This window comes from Pseudomonas acericola (SeqCode) (genome assembly GCF_053456465.1).
The window spans coordinates 699,892-719,126 of record NZ_JBRFJB010000002.1 but is presented as its reverse complement, the minus strand read 5'-3'; the positions used below and the strand labels follow the sequence as shown (position 1 = coordinate 719,126).

The following is a 19,235-nucleotide window of genomic DNA, read 5'->3' as shown; positions in this document are numbered from 1 at the left end:
GGTCCGTCTCTTTTATTGTTATGAGAGCTGCGATGCCCGATGCATCCTGCCCGGTATCAGCAACATAGTCAGGCTGGCGGCGCTTGTCTGTAATGATTCGTAAAGCTGATAGGGCATGATTTCACCCACGATCCCGGGACTTTCCCTACGAAAATATATGTGTGCGCCCCCCTTCCTTATGGCCATGGCGCGGATAGAATGGCGAGCCTTCCGTAGCACCCCCCATCCTACTTTCTTATCGATGACGCCCATGTCCGAAGCCAGTCCGTGTCTGAGTTGCGGTGCCTGCTGTTCATACTTTCGTGTGTCTTTCTTCTGGGGCGAATGCGCTTCATCCGGCGGAACAGTACCCGATGACCTGGTAGTACAGATCAATCCGACGCGCGTGGCGATGATCGGCACCGACCAAAAACCCGCGCGTTGCTGCAGCCTTGAAGGGGAAGTGGGCAAAGGCACCAGTTGCTCGATCTACGCGCAACGTTCAAGCACCTGCCGTGAGTTTGAAGCGTCCTGGCACGAGGGCGTGCAGAACGTCGATTGCGATGCCGCCCGCGCCGCCTTTGGCCTCGCGCCGCTGGAGATGCCCTTCGAGTTGGACCTGCCCATCAGCGCTTAGCATCAAACGCTATGGCCGGCATGCCAAAATCGTTGAGAGCAAAGTGCCATTATCCATGGCGAATTCCCCGGGGCTTCTATACTCGAGGTCGTAGGCCGTTGCTGTAGGCAATGGCGCAACGACTTAAACGGGACATGCTATGGAATGGCTTGGTCTGCATTTCTTTACCGAGCTTCCAGAGAACGGGCACTTATTACTCAATTGCAGTCATAACCCCTTCCTGGTCTTGCTGGCCTACCTGGTCGCGTGTGCGGCGGGTTTTGGCACCCTTGATATGGCCGAACGGGTTGGCCACGTCGAAGACCCCACCGCTCGTCGCCGCTGGCGCTGGCTCGGCGCCGGTTGCCTGGCCGGTGGCATCTGGTCCACCCACTTCATCAGCATGCTGGCCTTCCAGGCGCCCATTGCCATTCATTACGAACTGATCATGACGTTCGCCTCGTTGCTGATCGCCATGATCGCATCGCTGTTCGCCATGAAAACCCTCAGCCATACCCAACTGCGCTTCCATCAGTACTTGATGGCGTCGGTGTGGATGGGCCTGGGCATCGCGTTGATGCACTACGTGGGCATGTCGGCCATGCGCTCCCAGGCCCAGGTGTACTTCGAATCGGGGCTGTTCATGGCCTCGGTGGGCATTGCCATCGGTGCCAGCCTGGCGGCGCTGCTGCTGTCGAGTTACCTGCGCAATGGCGCCGGGGTGTTCCACCAACTGCTCAAGTACGCCGCCAGCCTGGTGCTGGGCGCCGGCATCCTGAGCATGCATTTCACCGGCATGGCGGCGATGCGCATGATGGTGCCCACCGGCGCGGATCTGTCACTGCCACTGGACAATAACCCCATCCAACTCGGCCTGTCCGTGGCGGTGATCACCTTGCTGGTGATCGGCAGCAGCGTCAGCGCCGCCCTCGCGGATAAAAAGCTGCAACATAAGGAACGCGATCTGCGCCGGGTCAACGCCTTGCTCACCGAATTGGATCAGGCGCGCGCCTCCCTGCAACAGGTGGCGCATTTTGACGCCTTGACCAGCCTGCTCAACCGGCGCGGCTTCAACCAGATCTTTGCCGAGAAACTGGCGGAAAAAACCGCTTCAAACGGCATGATGGCGGTGATCTTCCTCGATATCGACCACTTCAAACGCATCAACGACAGCCTCGGCCACGATGCGGGCGACCAGTTGCTCACCGTGCTCGCCGCGCATATCAAGGGTTCGGTGCGCAGCCACGAAGACGTGGTCGCACGGTTTGGCGGCGATGAGTTCTGCATTCTGATCAGCGTCCATCACCGTGACGAAGCCCGGCACATGGCGCAGCGCATCATGCAAAAAATGAAAGAGCCCATCGAACTGGCCGGACGGCGCATGGTGATGACCACCAGCATTGGTATCAGCCTGTTTCCCGATGATGGCCTCACCGGCGAAGAGTTGCTGAAAACCGCCGACCTGGCGCTGTACCAATCCAAGGACGCGGGGCGCAACAGCCTGACGTTCTTCAGCTCCAACCTGAAAACCCGCGCCTTCCTCGAACTGCAACTGGAGGAAGAACTGCGCGGCGCCCTGCGCGCGCGCAACCAACTGGTGCTGTTCTACCAGCCGATCTTCGACATGAAGTTGGGCAAGGTCACGCGCCTGGAAGCCCTGGTGCGCTGGCAACACCCGGTGCATGGCCTGCTCGCCCCGGACCGTTTTATCGGCATCGCCGAAAGCAATGGGCTGATTGCCGATCTGGACCACTGGGTTTTGCGCCAGGCCTGTCATGAACTGAGCCTGTTGTCTGACCGCGGCTATACCGAATTGACCATGGCGGTGAACTGCTCGGCCCTCAACCTGGCCCGTGACGAACTGGCCGATGAGATCGAAGATGCACTGCGTTTCAGCGGCGTCGCGGCCCACCGCCTGGAACTGGAAGTCACCGAAAACGCGTTGATGGGCAATATCAGCAGCACCCTCGCCCTGTTGCGGCAGATCCGTGCGCTGGGCGTGTCGCTGGCCATCGATGACTTCGGCACCGGGTATTCGTCCCTCGCCTACCTCAAGCGCCTGCCGCTGAACACCTTGAAGATCGATCGTTCCTTTATCCAGGACATCCCCAAATCCACCGCCGACATCGAGATCGTCCAGGCGATTATCGGCATGGCCCACACCCTGCACCTGCAAGTGGTGACCGAAGGCGTGGAAACCCAGGCGCAATTCGAGCTGCTGCTCAAACATGGCTGCGATTTCGTCCAGGGTTACCTGTTGAGCCCGGCGGTGTGTGCCGCCGACGTTATCGGTGTCATCCAGGGCATTCAGATGCGTAATCCGTTGTACCCGTTCAGCGTGGCGGGCACCAAGGACCCGCTGGCCCCCAGAGCCTCCTCCCTGGTCCGTATCGGCCCGACTTCGGTGATTCGGCCAATTCGCTGACGCCGAAACTTTGGCATTTCGCCATCATTTGCTTAAAGAAACCCGACAGACGGCCGATTCATCAGAGTCCGGCCACGATTTCCCTTGAAAAAGCAGGGTTAAACCCGAGCGTCCCGGACGAAAACGCACTGCAAAGTCGCGAACTCCCATTCAGTGATGGCTCCTTGAATTTTTCCAGCCATCCGTCCAAGTACATGGCGCCCAATGACTTCCAAAAATAACTCTGCCACCGTGGTCCCCGACGTGTTGCCGACAGCACCTGCGGAAAAATCCCCAGGCTCAAAGTCATTGAGCAGCGCCCGCCCGCTGGCCACCCAGCAATACTTGTACTTCACCGAAACCAATACCGACCGCATCCTCGACAACCTCGATGGCCTGCGCGACATGGTGTTCCCGCGCCTGCCCCAGCAGGAAGGCGACGGCGACCCGCGCAACGAGCAGGAATTTCCCTCGGTGTGCTTGATCGGCCTGGGCCGCTGCGGTTCGAACATCGCGCTGGACGTGGCCGAACTGGTGTACAACGCGCGCAAGTTCTACCTGAACGAATTCAGTAACGAAGACAAGTCGGTGGACAAGGGCTACAGCCCGGCCCAGTGGATCCGCAACAACCTGCGCCTGGGCGGCGGCAAGGCCAGCAAGCCGGTGTTCCTGGTGGAACCGCTGGTGATGCTGGGCGACTTGGACAAGGACATCGCCGGGCGCATCCGCTTCTCGCGCAAGGGCGAAAAAAGCGGCTTCCTGCGCGACTACAGCAAGATGAAAATCATGGACCTCTCGGAAGTCCATGCCGGTGGCGCCGGTAACGCGCCGATCCTCGGCCAGTACCTGGCCAAGATCATCCTCAACAAAGACACCCAGCGTTTCTCCAGCCCCGACTGGAAGATGATCCACTCGTACCTGATCGACTCCTGCGGCATCAAGGCCAACCAGTCGCGCCTGTACTTCTCGATCTTCAGCGCCGGCGGCGGTACCGGCTCGGGCATGGCCTCGGAATTCGGCCTGGCCCAGCAGCACTCCTATATGAACAAGACATTCGACACCAAGCCCGCCGACGAGCACGACAGCAAGAGCGGCCATGCGTTTGTGTTCGAGCCGATCTTCACCAGCGGCATCTGCGTGCTGCCGAATATCTCCGATCACCGCAGCGAAATGTCCGAGGCGCTGCACATCAACGCCGGGCGTTTGCTCTGCAAGTATCTGTCGGAAGAATGGGATTTCTCGTACAACTTCGCCAACGAAGACAGCAGCGAAGCCAGCGTGAAGGGGCGCATCCGGCCGTGGAACGCGATGATGCTGATCTCCAACGACATCATGCGTTACGCCGAAGAAAGCGATGACGGCAATATCCAGAACATTGACGTCAATGCCATGGAAAAACACGCCAACCAATACATCTCACAGCAGATCTTCAACATTCTCACCGCCCAGGCGGTGACCACCGACTACGACCAGAACTACTTCCGTCGCGCCGGTATCGACATTGGCGAGACCATCCGCCTGGATGCCAACGACCTGTTCATGAGTCTGGCCGGCCCGGTGGCGATTGCCTACGCCGAATCCGTCGTCCCGGAAACCCCGGCGCCGTCCAATGACAAGTTCAAGGTGTTCGATAAAGAACCGCAGCGCCTGAACATCGACGACCTGTTCTTCCGCTCCATCGACCTGCCGCACTTCAACAAGGTCACCCAGGCCATCGAAGGCATCAGCCTGTTGCCGATCGAGTCCAAGCGCTACAAGGCGTCCCTGGAGCAGTACAAGAATTCCGGCTACGACGCGGCTGCGCTGCACGATCTGCACTTCTTCAAGAACTGCTCGTCGGTGGTGTCCATTGTTTCGTTGCCCAAGGACTACAAGCTGTCCTATATGGACCTGAACCGGCTCAAGACCCACCTCAACAGCCTGTTCCCCAACACCACGCTCAAGCGCTATGCCTTGGTGATCGGCGCTTCGGCCAACCTGTCGCTGACCACCCTGATCGCCAAGAGCCCGTGCCTGTCGGATGATTTCCTCACGTTGATCGTGGCGTTCATCAAGCGCTGCTTTGCACGCAACCCGTACCGCTTCGATGAGACGCTGGACAACTCGATCCTGGACTTCATCATCCACGAGGACTTCGACGAAGACCGCATCGACGAGTTGCTCAACGAGTTTGAAAACCCGGCGAAGATCCTCGATACCAACTGGTACGCGATCAAGCCGATGTACGAGAAGAAGTACCGCGAACTGATCAACGACAAAGAGAAGTTTGTCTCGATCAATGACATTCGCCTGTCACGGGATTGCGTGAAGAAGGCGATCAAGTACCTGCGCGAGATCTACCGTCATCGCATCGGCAAGACCAAGGTGATTTCGTTGAACAACTACACCGGCAAGACGTTCTAGGTCGCGGAGGCGGCGCCACCCGGCGCCGCCAGCGTATTACTGGGCCAGGCGCTGGCGCAGGAAGGCCAGGATGGCTTGCTCGTCAGCTGCCTTGGCTGGCCGGGGCATGTGCTTCGGCCAACCGGCGTCCTTCGCCTCCAGCAGCTTGCTCTGCTCGGCTTCGTCCCAACGTCGTATTTCCTTGCAGGCCGATTCCCACCAACCGTGTCGGCATACGTCGTAGTACGGGTTCTGCGGCGCCGAGCTGCCGTAGAGCAAGTCACGACCGACCTTCTTCAGATGCTTGCGCTGGTTGCGCAACTGCCACTTGATCCACACGCGCTGCAGAGGCGATGGCATCGGCTTGAAGCGCGGCACATCCAGGCTACGGGCGATCAGCTCAGGGCTGAACGTCTCACCGTGCAGGCTGAAAAAGTGTGCCTGCATGGCATGGAAGAAACGTTTGTCGGCATAAAAGTGGTGCACGAACTTGCGCGCCTCGCGCACCGGCTTGCCGCGCATCGCGAAGGAAATCGCGACCTGCTCGATGGTGTGGATATCGAACGACTCGCGGGTCCACTCGTCGATAAAGCCGATCGCGGTTTCGAGCAGCGGCGCGTCACTCGCCTGCACGCCGCACAGGCCGCTGTTGTAGAGCTTGAAGCCGTTACTGGCGCTGATGCCATGGGCCTGTAGGTCGCGGCCCAACTTGAGGTAGTCCGGGCGCTTGCAGACGTAGCTCCAGTCGTACTCGAACTCGTCCATCACATACTGGCCGGGCTCGATCAGTTCGAGTACGCGATGGGGCGACTTGAGAAACAGCGTGTCGGTATCGACGAACAGGGTTTTGTCCGCCAGCGTCAGCCCATGGGCGATGGCGCAGGCCTTGCGGCGGTGGGTGTAGCCGTTATCGCCCTGCCACTGGGTCAGGGTCTGTTCGTCCAGCGCAATGATTTCGACTGGCCAGCCGGTGTAGTCCTGCGGACGATCCGTCATGACGCGAATGCACAACGACTCGCCCTGCTTGAGCTGCGACAGGGCGGTGAGGATGCTGAACTTGGCCTCGCACCGATAAACATCCTGTTCACCATAGACAAGGTAGAGCAGCTGGTGCGGCGTTTTTTGCAAGGGGGGCAGCGTTGACGGCATGACGAGCTCCATGGAACAAGCGGCGAACTCTACCGGAATCCACTGGCAATTCACCGCTTCCCACAGACTTTTCTGACAGATACCCCACTTTGCTCACACCGAGAAACAATTCTCCAGCCCTTTCCGCAGCAAGAAAACTGTTCCCCTGACGCGCACGTCACCCTGCGCTGTGACCTTTCTCTACGGCAACTTGCCATCACGGCGTCAGCGGTTACTCCGCTACACACTTGCGCCAGGGAAAAACATGCACCTTTTTTGTGCGCGACTTTCTTACGCTGCCCTTTCCTGGATCAGAATCCACGGCGAAACCACCACCGCCCATAGGCTTGGGTCTCGCTCAAGCAGGTCCAACGCCCGCGTCGCAGACACTTCGCCAAGGCTGCCCGCAGCCAGCCAGGCAGCGACTTTGTCACGGTTGTCCTCGGCCATTCCTTCGGCGGCTTCGATCAAATCCAGGCCGGCATCGACCCACAATAGGGCACCCTTGGCAAAGAACGGTTCAAGCTCCTTCCAGGAAATTTCGGCGGTTTCACCGAGCAGCTTGGCATAGAGGGTGCTAGGTTCTTGCGTCATGGGAATTCACCTTGGGGAAAAAACGGCGCAATCATAACGTCACGCCCCAAGTAGAAAAACCCAGTTGCAAATGAGGCATCGATAGAAAGTGTCAGAAAAGCCAAGGATTGCCCGAGACTCTGGCATCAGCCCGCCGCAATTCTGTCTTTTTCTTTCATTTAAGCGACACCCCCGGGTTTTGCCCCCAGCAGCCAGCTTTTCAAGCGATCAACCGGCGCTCTACACTGTACCGGTACAGTTGCCAGGCCGCTGCCGGGGGGATATCCGAGATATCCGATCCGGTTCTGCAGCTCACAAGGCCGCTAGAACTATAAAAAATACAACAGTAAGAGTGGAGCACTATGAATAAGGCTACTAAGCAGATTTCCAAACTGTTTGCCGCTATGGTCCTGGCTGGGGTTGCCGGCCATTCGTTCGCAGCTGATACCATCAAGATCGGTATCGCCGGGCCTAAGACCGGTCCAGTGACGCAATACGGTGACATGCAGTTCACCGGCGCCAAGCAAGCCATCAAAGACATCAACGCCAAGGGCGGCGTAGACGGCAAGATGCTTGAAGCCAAGGAATACGATGACGCTTGCGATCCTAAACAAGCGGTTGCCGTAGCCAACAAAGTGGTCAACGACGGCGTCAAGTTTGTAATCGGTCACCTCTGCTCCAGCTCCACTCAACCAGCGTCCGACATCTATGAAGATGAAGGCGTGATCATGATCACCCCAGCCGCCACCAGCCCGGACATCACTGCCCGTGGTTACAAGCTGGTGTTCCGCACCATTGGCCTGGACAGCGCCCAGGGCCCGGCGGCCGGCAACTACATCGCCGACCACGTGAAGCCGAAAGTCGTGGCCGTCCTGCACGACAAGCAGCAATACGGTGAAGGCATCGCCACCGCCGTCAAGCAGACCCTGGAGAAGAAAGGCACCAAGGTTGCCGTCTTCGAAGGCCTGAACGCCGGCGACAAAGACTTCTCCTCGATCATCCAGAAGCTCAAGCAAGCCAACGTCGACTTCGTCTACTACGGCGGCTACCACCCAGAGCTGGGCCTGATCCTGCGCCAAGCCCAGGAAAAAGGCCTGAAAGCCAAGTTCATGGGCCCAGAAGGTGTCGGCAACGACTCCATCTCGCAAATCGCCCAGGGCGCTTCCGAAGGCCTGCTGGTCACCCTGCCGAAGTCGTTCGACTCCGAGCCTGAGAACAAGGCCATCGTTGACGCCATCAAGGCTGACGGCAAGGACCCAAGCGGTCCGTTCGTGTTCCCGGCCTACTCCGCCGTTGAGCTGATCGCCGGCGGCATCAAGGCAGCGAAGAGCGAAGACACCGCCAAGGTGGCCGAAGCCATCCACGCGGGCACCTTCAAGACCCCGACCGGCGACCTGAGCTTCGACGCCAAGGGCGACCTGAAGGACTTCAAGTTCGTGGTCTACGAATGGCACTTCGGCAAACCAAAAACCGAAGTTTCCCCTCAGTAAGCCAGGCATTACTGGTCCAACAAGCCCACTGTGAGAGCAGTGGGCTTTGTTTTACGAGGTTTATGGGCCTGTCACCCGCGATCCGGGCGCTGGCTCACCTGAAAATCTTAAAACCGTCACCAGCGGTTCGCTGGCAAACGCTTTGTGCAAATGTGCTCATAGAACACAGCGCAGGGCCGGAACATGACTCCACCAGTGAAATGCGTATCGGGTTTTTAGGAGCGCTGTAATGCCTGAGATCTATCATTTTTTCCAACAGCTGGTTAATGGCCTGACCATTGGCAGCACCTATGCCTTGATAGCCATTGGCTACACAATGGTTTACGGCATCATTGGAATGATCAACTTCGCCCATGGCGAGGTGTACATGATTGGTTCCTACGTGGCCTTTATCGCCCTTGCCGGGCTGGCCATGATGGGTATCCACTCCCTGCCGCTGTTGATGACCGCCGCGTTTATCGCGTCAATCGTTGTAACCAGTGCCTATGGCTACAGTATCGAGCGTGTTGCCTACCGTCCCTTGCGTGGCAGCAACCGTTTGATCCCACTGATTTCCGCCATCGGTATGTCGATTTTCCTACAGAACACCGTATTGCTGTCCCAGGATTCCAAGGATAAATCCATCCCCAACCTGATCCCTGGGAGCATCTCCTTCGGCCCGGGCGGCGCGGAAGAAGTGCTGATTTCCTACATGCAAATCCTGGTCTTCGTCGTCACCCTGGTGGCGATGCTGGGCCTGACCCTGTTCATCTCCCGCTCCCGTCTGGGGCGCGCCTGCCGGGCTTGTGCCGAAGACATCAAGATGGCCAACCTGCTGGGCATCAACACCAACAACATCATCGCCCTGACCTTCGTGATCGGTGCCGCACTGGCCGCCGTCGCGGCGGTGCTGCTGAGCATGCAGTACGGCGTGATCAACCCCAACGCCGGTTTCCTGGTGGGCCTCAAGGCCTTTACCGCAGCGGTCTTGGGCGGCATCGGCAGTATCCCGGGCGCGATGCTCGGTGGCCTGGTGCTGGGTGTGGCCGAAGCGTTCGGTGCCGATATCTTCGGCGACCAATACAAGGACGTCGTGGCGTTCGGCCTGTTGGTTCTGGTGCTGTTGTTCCGTCCGACCGGCATTTTGGGCCGCCCGGAGGTTGAGAAAGTATGAGCAGATATCTCAAATCGGCGTTTTTCAGCGCCTTGCTGGTATGGGCCGTGGCCTTTCCGGTACTCGGCCTCAAGCTGAGCATTGTCGGCATCAACCTGGAAGTGCATGGCACCGGTCCCGTGACCCTGACCATCATTGCCCTGTGCTCGGTGCTGATGTTCCTGCGCGTGCTGTTCACCCAGCAGGTCGGTGCCTTGTTCAAGGGCAACCGTGGGCCGTTGGTGTCGCCCAAGGTCAGCCAATTCCTGACCCTGCCGCGCACCCAGCGCTACATCATCATCGGCCTGATCGTGGCCGCGCTGATCTGGCCGTTCTTCGGCTCGCGCGGCGCGGTCGATATCGCCACCCTGATCCTGATCTACGTGTTGCTGGGCCTGGGCCTGAACATCGTGGTGGGCCTCGCCGGCCTGCTCGACCTCGGTTATGTGGGTTTCTACGCCGTGGGTGCCTACACCTACGCGCTGCTCTCGCACTACCTCGGTTGGAGCTTCTGGATCTGCCTGCCTCTGGCGGGCATGGCGGCGGCCACGTTCGGCTTCCTGCTGGGCTTCCCGGTACTGCGCTTGCGCGGTGACTACCTGGCCATCGTGACCCTGGGCTTCGGTGAAATCATCCGGCTGTTCCTGCGTAACCTCACTGATATCACCGGTGGCCCCAACGGCATCAGCAGCATTCCCAAGCCCACCTTCTTCGGGCTGTCGTTCGACCGCAGCGCCGCCGAAGGCATGCAGACCTTCCACGAATACTTCGGGATCGACTACAACCCGGTGAGCAAAGTGGTGTTCCTGTACCTGGTGGCGCTGTTGCTGGCACTGGCCGCCCTGTTCGTGATCAACCGCCTGCTGCGCATGCCAATCGGCCGTGCGTGGGAAGCGTTGCGCGAAGATGAAATCGCCTGCCGGGCCCTGGGCCTGAACCCGACCATCATCAAGCTGTCCGCGTTTACCCTGGGTGCTGCGTTCGCCGGTTTTGCCGGCAGCTTCTTCGCCGCGCGCCAAGGTTTGGTGACCCCGGAGTCGTTCACCTTTATCGAGTCGGCGATCATCCTCGCCATCGTGGTACTGGGTGGCATGGGCTCGCAGCTGGGCGTGATCCTGGCCGCGATCGTGATGATCCTGCTGCCGGAAATGATGCGTGAGTTCAGCGAATACCGCATGTTGATGTTCGGCGCCATGATGGTGCTGATGATGATCTGGCGTCCTCAAGGCCTGCTGCCCATGCAACGTCCACACATGGAGCTGCGCAAATGAGCCGCGAGATCCTGAAAGTCGAAAATCTGAGCATGCGCTTCGGCGGTTTGCTGGCGGTCAACGGCGTGGCCCTGACCGTGAAAGAGAAACAGGTGGTTGCCCTGATCGGCCCCAACGGCGCCGGCAAGACCACGGTGTTCAACTGCCTCACCGGTTTCTACAAGCCGAGCGGTGGCAGCATCCTGCTGGACGGCCAGCCGATCCAGGGCCTGGCCGGCCACGAAATCGCCCGCAAGGGCGTGGTGCGCACCTTCCAGAACGTGCGGCTGTTCAAGGACATGACGGCGGTCGAGAACCTGCTGATCGCCCAGCACCGTCACTTGAACACCAACTTCCTCGCGGGCCTGTTCAAGACCCCGGCGTTCCGCAAGAGCGAGCGCGAGGCCATGGAATTTGCCGCGTACTGGCTGGACAAGGTCAACCTCACCGAGTTTGCCAACCGCCCTGCCGGCACCCTGGCCTACGGCCAGCAACGTCGCCTGGAAATCGCCCGCTGCATGATGACCCGCCCGCGGATCCTCATGCTCGACGAACCGGCCGCCGGCCTGAACCCCAAGGAAACCGAAGACCTCAAGGCGCTGATCAGCGTGCTGCGTGAGGAACACAACGTCACCGTGCTGTTGATTGAACACGACATGAAACTGGTCATGAGCATTTCCGACCACATCGTGGTGATCAACCAGGGCACGCCGCTGGCCGACGGGACGCCGGAGCAGATCCGCGACAATCCTGAAGTGATCAAAGCCTATTTGGGGGAAGCGTAAAATGCTGCAATTCGAAAACGTTTCCACTTTCTACGGCAAGATCCAGGCCCTGCACAGCGTCAACGTGGAGGTGCGCCAAGGCGAGATCGTCACGCTGATCGGCGCCAACGGCGCGGGCAAGTCCACCTTGCTGATGACCTTGTGCGGTTCGCCCCAGGCCCACAGCGGCAGCATCCGCTACATGGGTGAGGAACTGGTGGGCCTGCAATCCTCGCAGATCATGCGCAAGAGCATTGCCGTGGTGCCGGAAGGCCGTCGGGTGTTCTCGCGCCTGACCGTGGAAGAGAACCTCGCCATGGGTGGGTTCTTTACCGACAAGGGCGACTTCCAGGAGCAGATGGACAAGGTGCTGCACCTGTTCCCGAGGCTCAAGGAGCGCTTCAGCCAGCGCGGCGGCACCATGTCTGGCGGCGAACAGCAAATGCTCGCCATCGGCCGCGCGCTGATGAGCAAACCCAAGCTGTTGTTGCTGGACGAACCGTCCCTGGGCCTGGCACCGATCATCATCCAGCAGATCTTCGACATCATCGAACAGCTGCGCAAGGACGGTGTGACGGTGTTCCTGGTGGAGCAGAACGCCAACCAGGCCTTGAAAATCGCCGACCGCGCCTACGTCCTGGAAAACGGCCGGGTGGTGATGGAAGGCTCGGGCGAGCAATTGCTGACGGATCCGAAGGTGCGTGAGGCGTACCTCGGCGGGTAACACTGCCCCATCTGAAAACGGCCCTAACGGGCCGTTTTCATATTGTTACCGCTCATCTTTCATTCGCCTCGCAGTCCACATTCCTACAATAACGAAAGAAAAATCGATCTGTCTGTAACGTACGGATATGGGCACTCTCTAGTAGGTCAAGAAGGCGCTATAGCTTTTCTGACTCAACTTTCCTACTACTGGAGAAACACCATGAAAAACACTAACCGCTCCCTGTCTGCCGCCTCGTTAATCCTGGCCCTCGGTTCCGCCCTGAGCCTGTCCGCCCTGACCTCCACCGCCCACGCGGCCGACGACATGCAGAAATGCTTCGGCGTCGCTGAAGCCGGCAAGAACGATTGCGCCGCAGGCGCTGGCACTTCCTGCGCAGGCACGTCGAAAACCAAAGACCAGGCCAACGCCTGGAAACTGGTCCCGGCCGGCACCTGCACCCAAACCCCAAGCTCCACCTCGCCGACCGGTTTCGGCCAGGAAGCTGCCTACACCGCCAAGTCCTGAAATCCTGCGCCGCCTGAGTACTGATGATGACCCTTTCATCCCTGCAAGCCACCTCACAGGCTCAGGCGCCCGGCCTTCCGCGCCGGGCCGGGCTGGGGCTCAAGCATGAGCACTTCAGCGAAGTGCTTGAGACCGCCCCCGACATCGGCTTTTTTGAAGTGCACGCCGAAAACTACATGGTCGCCGGCGGGCCGTTTCACCACTACCTGGGATTGATCCGCGAGCAGTACCCGCTGTCATTGCACGGCGTGGGCCTGTCCATCGGCGGCGAGGGTCCGCTGGACCGTGAGCACCTGGCACGGCTGGCCACGCTGATCGAGCGCTATCAACCCCACGCGTTTTCCGAACACCTGGCCTGGTCAAGCCACGGCCCGGTGTTTCTCAATGACCTGCTGCCCCTCGCCTACGATACAGCCACTCTCAAGCGCGTTTGCGAACACGTGGATCAGGTGCAAAGCACGCTCAAGCGGCCAATGCTGCTGGAGAATCCGTCAACCTACCTGCAATTCCAGCGCTCGACCCTGGACGAGACGGACTTCATCAGCGAAGTCATCCGCCGCACCGGCTGCGGCTTGCTGCTGGACGTCAACAACGTCTACGTGTCGTGTATCAATCATCAACGCGACCCGCTGACCTACATCGATGCACTGCCGTTGCACGCCGTGGGTGAGATTCATCTGGCCGGGTTTGCCGAAGACACTGACAACCTTGGCGACCGCCTGCTGATCGATGATCACGGTGCGCCCATCGATAACGCCGTGTGGCGACTGTACGAAACCGCGCTCGCACGCACCGGCCCGGTGGCCACGCTGATCGAACGGGATAACCAAGTGCCGGCCTTCAGCGTCCTTCAAGCTGAGGCGCAACAGGCCGACAGGCACTTGTCGCAGGTGCGCTCATGAGTCTCTACGACACATTTGCCCGTGCCCTGCTGGCGCCTGACCTGCCCTGCCCCGAAGGGCTGTTCAGCAGCAACGGTGCCGACCCGGCCAGCCGCTTTGCGGTGTACCGCAACAACGTACACAGCGCGTTGATCAATGCATTGGCGACGGCACACCCGGTGACCTTGCAACTGGTGGGCGACGCATTCTTTCGTGCCATGGCCGGCCTCTATGTACAGGCCAGTCCGCCGACCAGCCCGCTGATCAGTGAATACGGTGGCTCATTTGCCGCGTTCATCCGCGGCTTCGAACCCGCTGCCAGCGTGCCGTACCTGGCCGATGTCGCACAGCTTGAACGCCTGCGCGTGCGGGCTTATCACGCGGCGGATACGCCGAACCTGGATCAGCACGCCGTCCTCCAGCACCTGCAAAACCAGGCAGACCTAGGGACGTTGCGGCTACAACTGCACCCTTCCCTGGCCACGCTGAACAGCGCGTATGCCGTGGTTGCCGTGTGGGCCGCGCACCAGACCGAAGGCGCCATGGCCACCTTGAACCCCTGGCACCCACAGAGTGCGCTGGTGTTGCGCCAGGCCCTGGGGGTCAAGGTGTTTGCCATCGACAGCGGCGCCGTGGCGTTTATCAACAGCCTGAACCACGGCTCAACGCTGCAACAAGCAGTCGCTCACGCCCTTGAGGCGTCCACCGAGTTCGACTTGCACAAATGCCTGTCACTGCTGGTCAGTCACGAGGCCATCACCCATCTGCACCTGGAACAAAAGGTATCGCCATGAACACTGCCCCCACCTGCCTGATCAAACGGGCAATCGCGCTTTTAGAGAAAATCCCCTACAGCCTGATCGCCTTTCTCGCTCGCTTCTCCATCGCGGCCGTGTTCTGGAAGTCGGGGCAAACCAAGGTCGAAGGTTTTGTCGTTGATCTGATCGGGGGCACCTTCCAACTGGGCGAACCGCACCTCGCGGCCTCGACACTGCCGTTGTTTCGCAGTGAATATCACGTGCCATTGCTGTCGCCGGAAGTGGCCGCGCACATGGCGGCGTTTGCCGAGCACTTCTTCCCGGTGCTGATCCTGGTGGGCTTTGCCACACGCTTTTCGGCCCTGGCGCTGATCGGCATGACCCTGGTCATTCAGTTGTTCGTCTACCCGGATGCCTACCCGACCCACGGCACCTGGCTTGCCGTTCTGTTGCTGCTGGTGGCCAAGGGCCCGGGGCGCCTGTCCATCGACCACCTGATTGCGCGACGCTACAGCTAAAGCCGGTCCAGGGCCTCGCCGCTGCGCTTGAACCAATCCACCAGGTAATCGGCCAGTACCTGGGTGCGGCGAGGCAGGCCGCCTTGATAAGGATGGACCAGGTACATCGGCATGCTCCGCGTCTGATAATCCCGTAGGAGCCAGCGCAAGCGCCCGTCAGCCAATTCCGCCGGTAATACGTAAGACGGCAGACGGGCAATACCGGCACCCACCAGTGCGGCCTTCTTCAGCAGGTTGTAGTGGTTGGACGCGAAGGTGCCGCTGACCCGCACCCGCAACAACTCATGTTGCTGGTGGTACAGCCACTCTTCGCGGCCGCTGTAATGACTGTTGAGCAGGCAGGTGTGGGTGGCCAGGTCCGCCGGTGTTTGCGGTTCGCCGTGCTGCTCCAGGTAGGCCGGGCTGGCGCAGGTCATTTCATGCCAGGCCAGCAGCGGCTTGGCGACCAGGCGTTCGTTTTCAATCGCGCCCGAGCGCACGCCCAAATCAAAGCCATCCCGTGCCAGGTCGCGGTAGCTGTTGTTCAACTCCAACTCAATCTGGACCTGCGGGTACTGCTTGGAAAACTCCAGCAACAGGCCATCAAAGAAGGTTTCGCCCAGCGACACCGGAACCGTCATACGCACCGGCCCGGCCAAGTCGTCCTTGAGCCTAGCCAATGCCTGACGGGCGCGATCAACCTGCACCACCAGCGCCTGGGCCTGGGGCAACAGCGCCGCACCGGCAGCAGTGAGGCTCAGCTTGCGTGTGGTGCGATGCAGCAAGACCACGGAAAACTGCGCTTCCAACTGGCTGATGCGCTTGGACAACTGCCCCTTGCTGCAACCCAATTGCTCGGCCGCCACGGTGAAACTACCGGCTTCGATCAGCACGGCAAAGGCCGCCAGGTCATCCATTTCGCTCATGGATTGTTTCCAATAGAAAACCAAAGGTTGCCTATTAGCACGTTTATCCATGGAAAAAGCCACTCTAGACTGAACCTTCACTTACCCCTGGAGGAACAGCCCCATGAAAATCCTATTGATTGGTGCCAGCGGCACCGTCGGCTCGGCAGTCAAGGCAGAACTGGCACAGCGTCACGAGGTCGTCAGCATCGGCCGCAGCAGCGGTGACTTCCAGGTGGATATCAGCGACAGCACCTCGATCCGCAAACTGTTTGAACAGACCGGCAAGTTCGACGCCCTGGTGTGCGCGGCGGGTAGCGTGAACTTCGTAGCGCTGGGCGACATGAGCGAAGGCGATTTTGAGCTGGGCTTGCGCGACAAGTTGATGGGCCAGGTCAATCTGCTGCTGATCGGCCGCGAGTATGCCAACGACGGCGCCTCGTTCACTTTCACCAGCGGCATTCTTAACCGTGACCCGATCCGCACCGGTGCTTCGGCGGCGCTGGTCAATGGCGCACTGGATGCGTTCGTGAAAGCGGCGGCGATTGAGTTGCCACGAGGCCTGCGCGTCAACTCCGTAAGTCCTACGGTGCTGGTGGAAGCTATGGGCAGTTATGCGCCGTATTTCCGCGGCTACAAACCCGCTCCGGGGGCCGATGTTGCATTGGCCTACGCAAAGAGCGTCGAAGGCTTGCAGACCGGTCAGACCTTTATCGTCGGCTGACCTTCAGGTCTGACAGAATCGCCTGAAGCTGGCAGGCGGGCTTGTGATGCAGCGTCAGCCTGCGTAACGTGGCGGCACTTGTCTGGAGACCCTCTATGCGTGCCGCTCGTACCCTCGTCCTGTTTGCCTTGCTTCCCCTGTTCGCCGCCTGCCAGATGTTCGAAAGCGAGCCGGCCAAGCCGTCAACCGCTGGCCTGACCCGCATGCAGGGCGAACTCACGGCGGTCAATGGCAAGCTGCTGTTCCAGCCGTGCAACGACAAACGCAACTACGTGGTCAACGACACCGGCGGCACCAGCATCCTGCAGGAGGCGGCTTCCCTCGCCGGCCAGCAAGGCGCGCTGTTCGCCGACCTGCGTGGCAAGTTCTCTGGCGTAGCCAGCGGCACCCAGGGCAGCGTGGACCTGCAACAGCTTTACCGCGTGGAGCGCTCGACCTCGGCGTGCAACGACCCGGATTTCAAGCGCATGACCCTGCGCGCCAACGGCCACAAGCCGGCCTGGGCGATGAATGTCACGGCCAAGGGCATGGTCCTGGAGCGTGAAGGCCAGCCACCCTTGGCGGTGCCGTATGTGGAAGAGCAAATCGGCGACGGCCGCTTCAACCTGATGACCGAGGCCAACAACCAGCACGTCGAGCTGTGGGTGGCCCCTCAACGCTGTGTGGACAGCGTCAGCGGCAGCCTGCAACACATGACCGCCGAATTGCGCGTCAACGGCCAGGTTCAGCGCGGTTGCGCGGCGTTCGGCGGCTCGCGCGACGACTGACGCGACCCTCGGCTGTTTTAACATGACGGGAAATGTCCATTGGGGCTTATAATCACCGGTTTGCAAAACAGCCGGCCTCTTTGCCTGCCGCCTACCGGATCCCGTCATGCTACGAATCACCGAACTCAAGCTGCCCATCGACCATCCCGAAGAAGACCTGCGGCCTGCCATCGTGCAGCGCCTGGGCGTCGCCAGTGATGACCTGCTCGATTTCACCCTGTTCAAACGCAGCTACGATGCGCGCAAGAAATCGTCGGAGTTGTGCTTCATCTACACCATCGACTTGAACGTGAAGGGCGAAGCCGCCCTGCTGCTCAAGTTCGCCGATGACCGCAATATCAATCCGGCGCCGGACGTCAGCTACAAAGTGGTCGGCCAGGCGCCCGAAGGCCTGACGGAACGCCCGATCGTCGTCGGCTTTGGCCCGTGCGGCATCTTCGCCGGGCTGTTGCTGGCACAGATGGGCTTCAAGCCGATCATTCTTGAGCGCGGTCGCGAAGTGCGCCAGCGCACCAAGGACACCTGGGGCCTGTGGCGTAAAAACGTGCTCAACCCCGAATCCAACGTGCAGTTCGGTGAAGGCGGCGCCGGGACGTTTTCCGACGGCAAGCTGTACAGCCAGATCAAGGACCCGAAATTCCACGGGCGCAAAGTCCTGCACGAGTTCGTCAAGGCCGGTGCGCCGGACGAGATCCTGTACGTCAGCAAGCCGCACATCGGTACCTTCCGCCTGACCGGCGTAGTGGAAAACATGCGCGAACAGATCATCGCCCTCGGCGGTGAAGTGCGTTTCGAGCAACGCGTCACTGACGTGCTGATCGAAGACGGCCAGTTGCAAGGCGTGGTTGTCGATGGCGGCGAGCAGATCCTCTCCAAGCACGTGATCCTGGCCCTCGGCCATAGCGCCCGCGACACCTTCCGCATGCTCCACGGCCGTGGCGTCTATATGGAGGCCAAGCCGTTCTCGGTGGGTTTCCGTATCGAACACCCGCAGTCGCTGATCGACGCGGCGCGCCTGGGTAAGTACGCAGGCCATCCAAAGCTCGGCGCCGCGGACTACAAACTGGTGCACCACGCCAAGAACGGCCGCTCGGTCTACAGCTTCTGCATGTGCCCAGGCGGCACGGTGGTCGCTGCAACCTCCGAACCGGGCCGCGTCGTGACCAACGGCATGAGCCAATACTCGCGTAACGAGCGCAATGCCAACTCCGGCATCGTGGTCGGCATCACGCCAGAGGTGGACTATCCAGGTGGCCCGCTGGCGGGTATCGAATTGCAGGAACGCCTGGAGTCCCACGCCTACATCCTCGGCGGCAGCAACTACGAGGCACCGGCACAACTGGTTGGCGACTTCATTGCTGGCAAGCCGTCCACCGCCACTGGCAGTGTGGAACCTTCCTACAAGCCGGGCGTGTCCTGGGGGGATCTGGCCCTCGCGCTGCCGGACTTCGCCATTGAGGCGATCCGCGAAGCACTGCCGGCGTTCGAGAAACAGATCAAGGGTTACTCGCTGCACGATGCGGTGTTGACCGGTATCGAGACACGCACGTCCTCGCCACTGCGGATTACCCGCAATGAATCGATGCAGAGCTTGAACGTGAAGGGCCTGTTCCCGGCCGGTGAAGGCGCGGGTTACGCCGGTGGGATTCTGTCGGCGGGTGTGGATGGGATTCGGATTGCCGAGGCGTTGGCGCGGGATATGTTAGGTATCGACGCCTGACAACTAGCGTCCAGCTTCCACACACCCACTGTGG

18 protein-coding genes are annotated in these 19,235 nt (G+C 60.2%); 15 read left to right on the top strand and 3 right to left on the bottom strand.

What is annotated here, in order from left to right; all coding sequences use genetic code 11:
- Positions 1 to 250 precede the first annotated feature (250 nt).
- From ACU688_RS09390 to ACU688_RS09380, 3 genes are all read left to right on the top strand, one after another.
- On the top strand, positions 251 to 616 hold the full coding sequence (locus tag ACU688_RS09390; protein WP_448184484.1) for a YkgJ family cysteine cluster protein: 366 nt from the start codon (positions 251 to 253) through the stop codon (positions 614 to 616).
- A gap of 139 nt (positions 617 to 755) precedes the next feature.
- Complete coding sequence (locus ACU688_RS09385; RefSeq protein ID WP_448184483.1) at positions 756 to 3,020, top strand: putative bifunctional diguanylate cyclase/phosphodiesterase; 2,265 nt, start codon at positions 756 to 758, stop codon at positions 3,018 to 3,020.
- A 204-nt stretch (positions 3,021 to 3,224) separates the two neighbouring features.
- On the top strand, positions 3,225 to 5,402 hold the full coding sequence (locus tag ACU688_RS09380; RefSeq protein ID WP_448184482.1) for a hypothetical protein: 2,178 nt from the start codon (positions 3,225 to 3,227) through the stop codon (positions 5,400 to 5,402).
- A gap of 36 nt (positions 5,403 to 5,438) precedes the next feature.
- Here ACU688_RS09380 and ACU688_RS09375 read toward each other — a convergent pair whose 3' ends face one another.
- Positions 5,439 to 6,530: a hypothetical protein gene (locus ACU688_RS09375; protein WP_448184481.1), complete on the bottom strand. Its 1,092-nt coding sequence runs from the start codon at positions 6,528 to 6,530 to the stop codon at positions 5,439 to 5,441.
- A gap of 270 nt (positions 6,531 to 6,800) precedes the next feature.
- Positions 6,801 to 7,103: a DUF2288 domain-containing protein gene (locus tag ACU688_RS09370; protein ID WP_448184480.1), complete on the bottom strand. Its 303-nt coding sequence runs from the start codon at positions 7,101 to 7,103 to the stop codon at positions 6,801 to 6,803.
- A 341-nt stretch (positions 7,104 to 7,444) separates the two neighbouring features.
- Here ACU688_RS09370 and ACU688_RS09365 point away from each other — a divergent pair, with 341 nt between their 5' ends.
- From ACU688_RS09365 to ACU688_RS09325, 9 genes are all read left to right on the top strand, one after another.
- Positions 7,445 to 8,572 (top strand): branched-chain amino acid ABC transporter substrate-binding protein, encoded by a 1,128-nt coding sequence (locus ACU688_RS09365; RefSeq protein ID WP_448184479.1) that lies wholly within the window; start codon positions 7,445 to 7,447, stop codon positions 8,570 to 8,572.
- 229 nt (positions 8,573 to 8,801) lie between these two features.
- Positions 8,802 to 9,725 (top strand): high-affinity branched-chain amino acid ABC transporter permease LivH, encoded by a 924-nt coding sequence (livH, locus tag ACU688_RS09360; protein WP_017735932.1) that lies wholly within the window; start codon positions 8,802 to 8,804, stop codon positions 9,723 to 9,725.
- Positions 9,722 to 10,975, top strand: a complete 1,254-nt coding sequence (locus ACU688_RS09355) for a high-affinity branched-chain amino acid ABC transporter permease LivM (protein WP_017735933.1) — start codon at positions 9,722 to 9,724, stop codon at positions 10,973 to 10,975. The genes livH and ACU688_RS09355 overlap by 4 nt, the downstream gene beginning before the upstream one ends.
- Positions 10,972 to 11,739, top strand: coding sequence for a high-affinity branched-chain amino acid ABC transporter ATP-binding protein LivG (gene livG / locus ACU688_RS09350; RefSeq protein WP_017735934.1), 768 nt, complete (start codon positions 10,972 to 10,974; stop codon positions 11,737 to 11,739). The genes ACU688_RS09355 and livG overlap by 4 nt, the downstream gene beginning before the upstream one ends.
- Position 11,740: 1 nt before the next feature.
- Positions 11,741 to 12,442, top strand: a complete 702-nt coding sequence (locus ACU688_RS09345) for an ABC transporter ATP-binding protein (protein WP_017735935.1) — start codon at positions 11,741 to 11,743, stop codon at positions 12,440 to 12,442.
- Positions 12,443 to 12,643: 201 nt separating this feature from the next.
- A complete protein-coding gene (locus tag ACU688_RS09340) occupies positions 12,644 to 12,949 on the top strand; it encodes a BufA1 family periplasmic bufferin-type metallophore (protein WP_448184478.1) in 306 nt (101 codons plus the stop codon).
- Positions 12,950 to 12,972: 23 nt separating this feature from the next.
- A complete protein-coding gene (gene bufB, locus ACU688_RS09335) occupies positions 12,973 to 13,851 on the top strand; it encodes an MNIO family bufferin maturase (RefSeq protein WP_448184477.1) in 879 nt (292 codons plus the stop codon).
- On the top strand, positions 13,848 to 14,624 hold the full coding sequence (locus ACU688_RS09330) for an HvfC/BufC family peptide modification chaperone (protein WP_448184476.1): 777 nt from the start codon (positions 13,848 to 13,850) through the stop codon (positions 14,622 to 14,624). Before bufB ends, ACU688_RS09330 begins: the two co-directional genes overlap by 4 nt.
- Complete coding sequence (locus ACU688_RS09325) at positions 14,621 to 15,106, top strand: DoxX family protein (protein WP_448184475.1); 486 nt, start codon at positions 14,621 to 14,623, stop codon at positions 15,104 to 15,106. The genes ACU688_RS09330 and ACU688_RS09325 overlap by 4 nt, the downstream gene beginning before the upstream one ends.
- On the opposite strand, the gene ACU688_RS09320 is transcribed toward ACU688_RS09325, so the two are convergent.
- Positions 15,103 to 16,011, bottom strand: coding sequence for a LysR family transcriptional regulator (locus ACU688_RS09320; protein ID WP_448184474.1), 909 nt, complete (start codon positions 16,009 to 16,011; stop codon positions 15,103 to 15,105). The genes ACU688_RS09325 and ACU688_RS09320 overlap by 4 nt on opposite strands.
- A gap of 103 nt (positions 16,012 to 16,114) precedes the next feature.
- Between ACU688_RS09320 and ACU688_RS09315 the strand changes: the two genes are divergently transcribed.
- The 3 genes from ACU688_RS09315 (at position 16,115) to ACU688_RS09305 (ending at position 19,201) form a co-directional block, all read left to right on the top strand.
- Positions 16,115 to 16,714, top strand: a complete 600-nt coding sequence (locus ACU688_RS09315; protein ID WP_448184473.1) for a short chain dehydrogenase — start codon at positions 16,115 to 16,117, stop codon at positions 16,712 to 16,714.
- A gap of 95 nt (positions 16,715 to 16,809) precedes the next feature.
- Entirely contained in the window at positions 16,810 to 17,481 is a 672-nt protein-coding gene (locus ACU688_RS09310) for a COG3650 family protein (protein WP_448184472.1), read from the top strand.
- Between the two features lie 106 nt (positions 17,482 to 17,587).
- Complete coding sequence (locus ACU688_RS09305) at positions 17,588 to 19,201, top strand: NAD(P)/FAD-dependent oxidoreductase (RefSeq protein WP_448184471.1); 1,614 nt, start codon at positions 17,588 to 17,590, stop codon at positions 19,199 to 19,201.
- Positions 19,202 to 19,235: the final 34 nt, after the last annotated feature.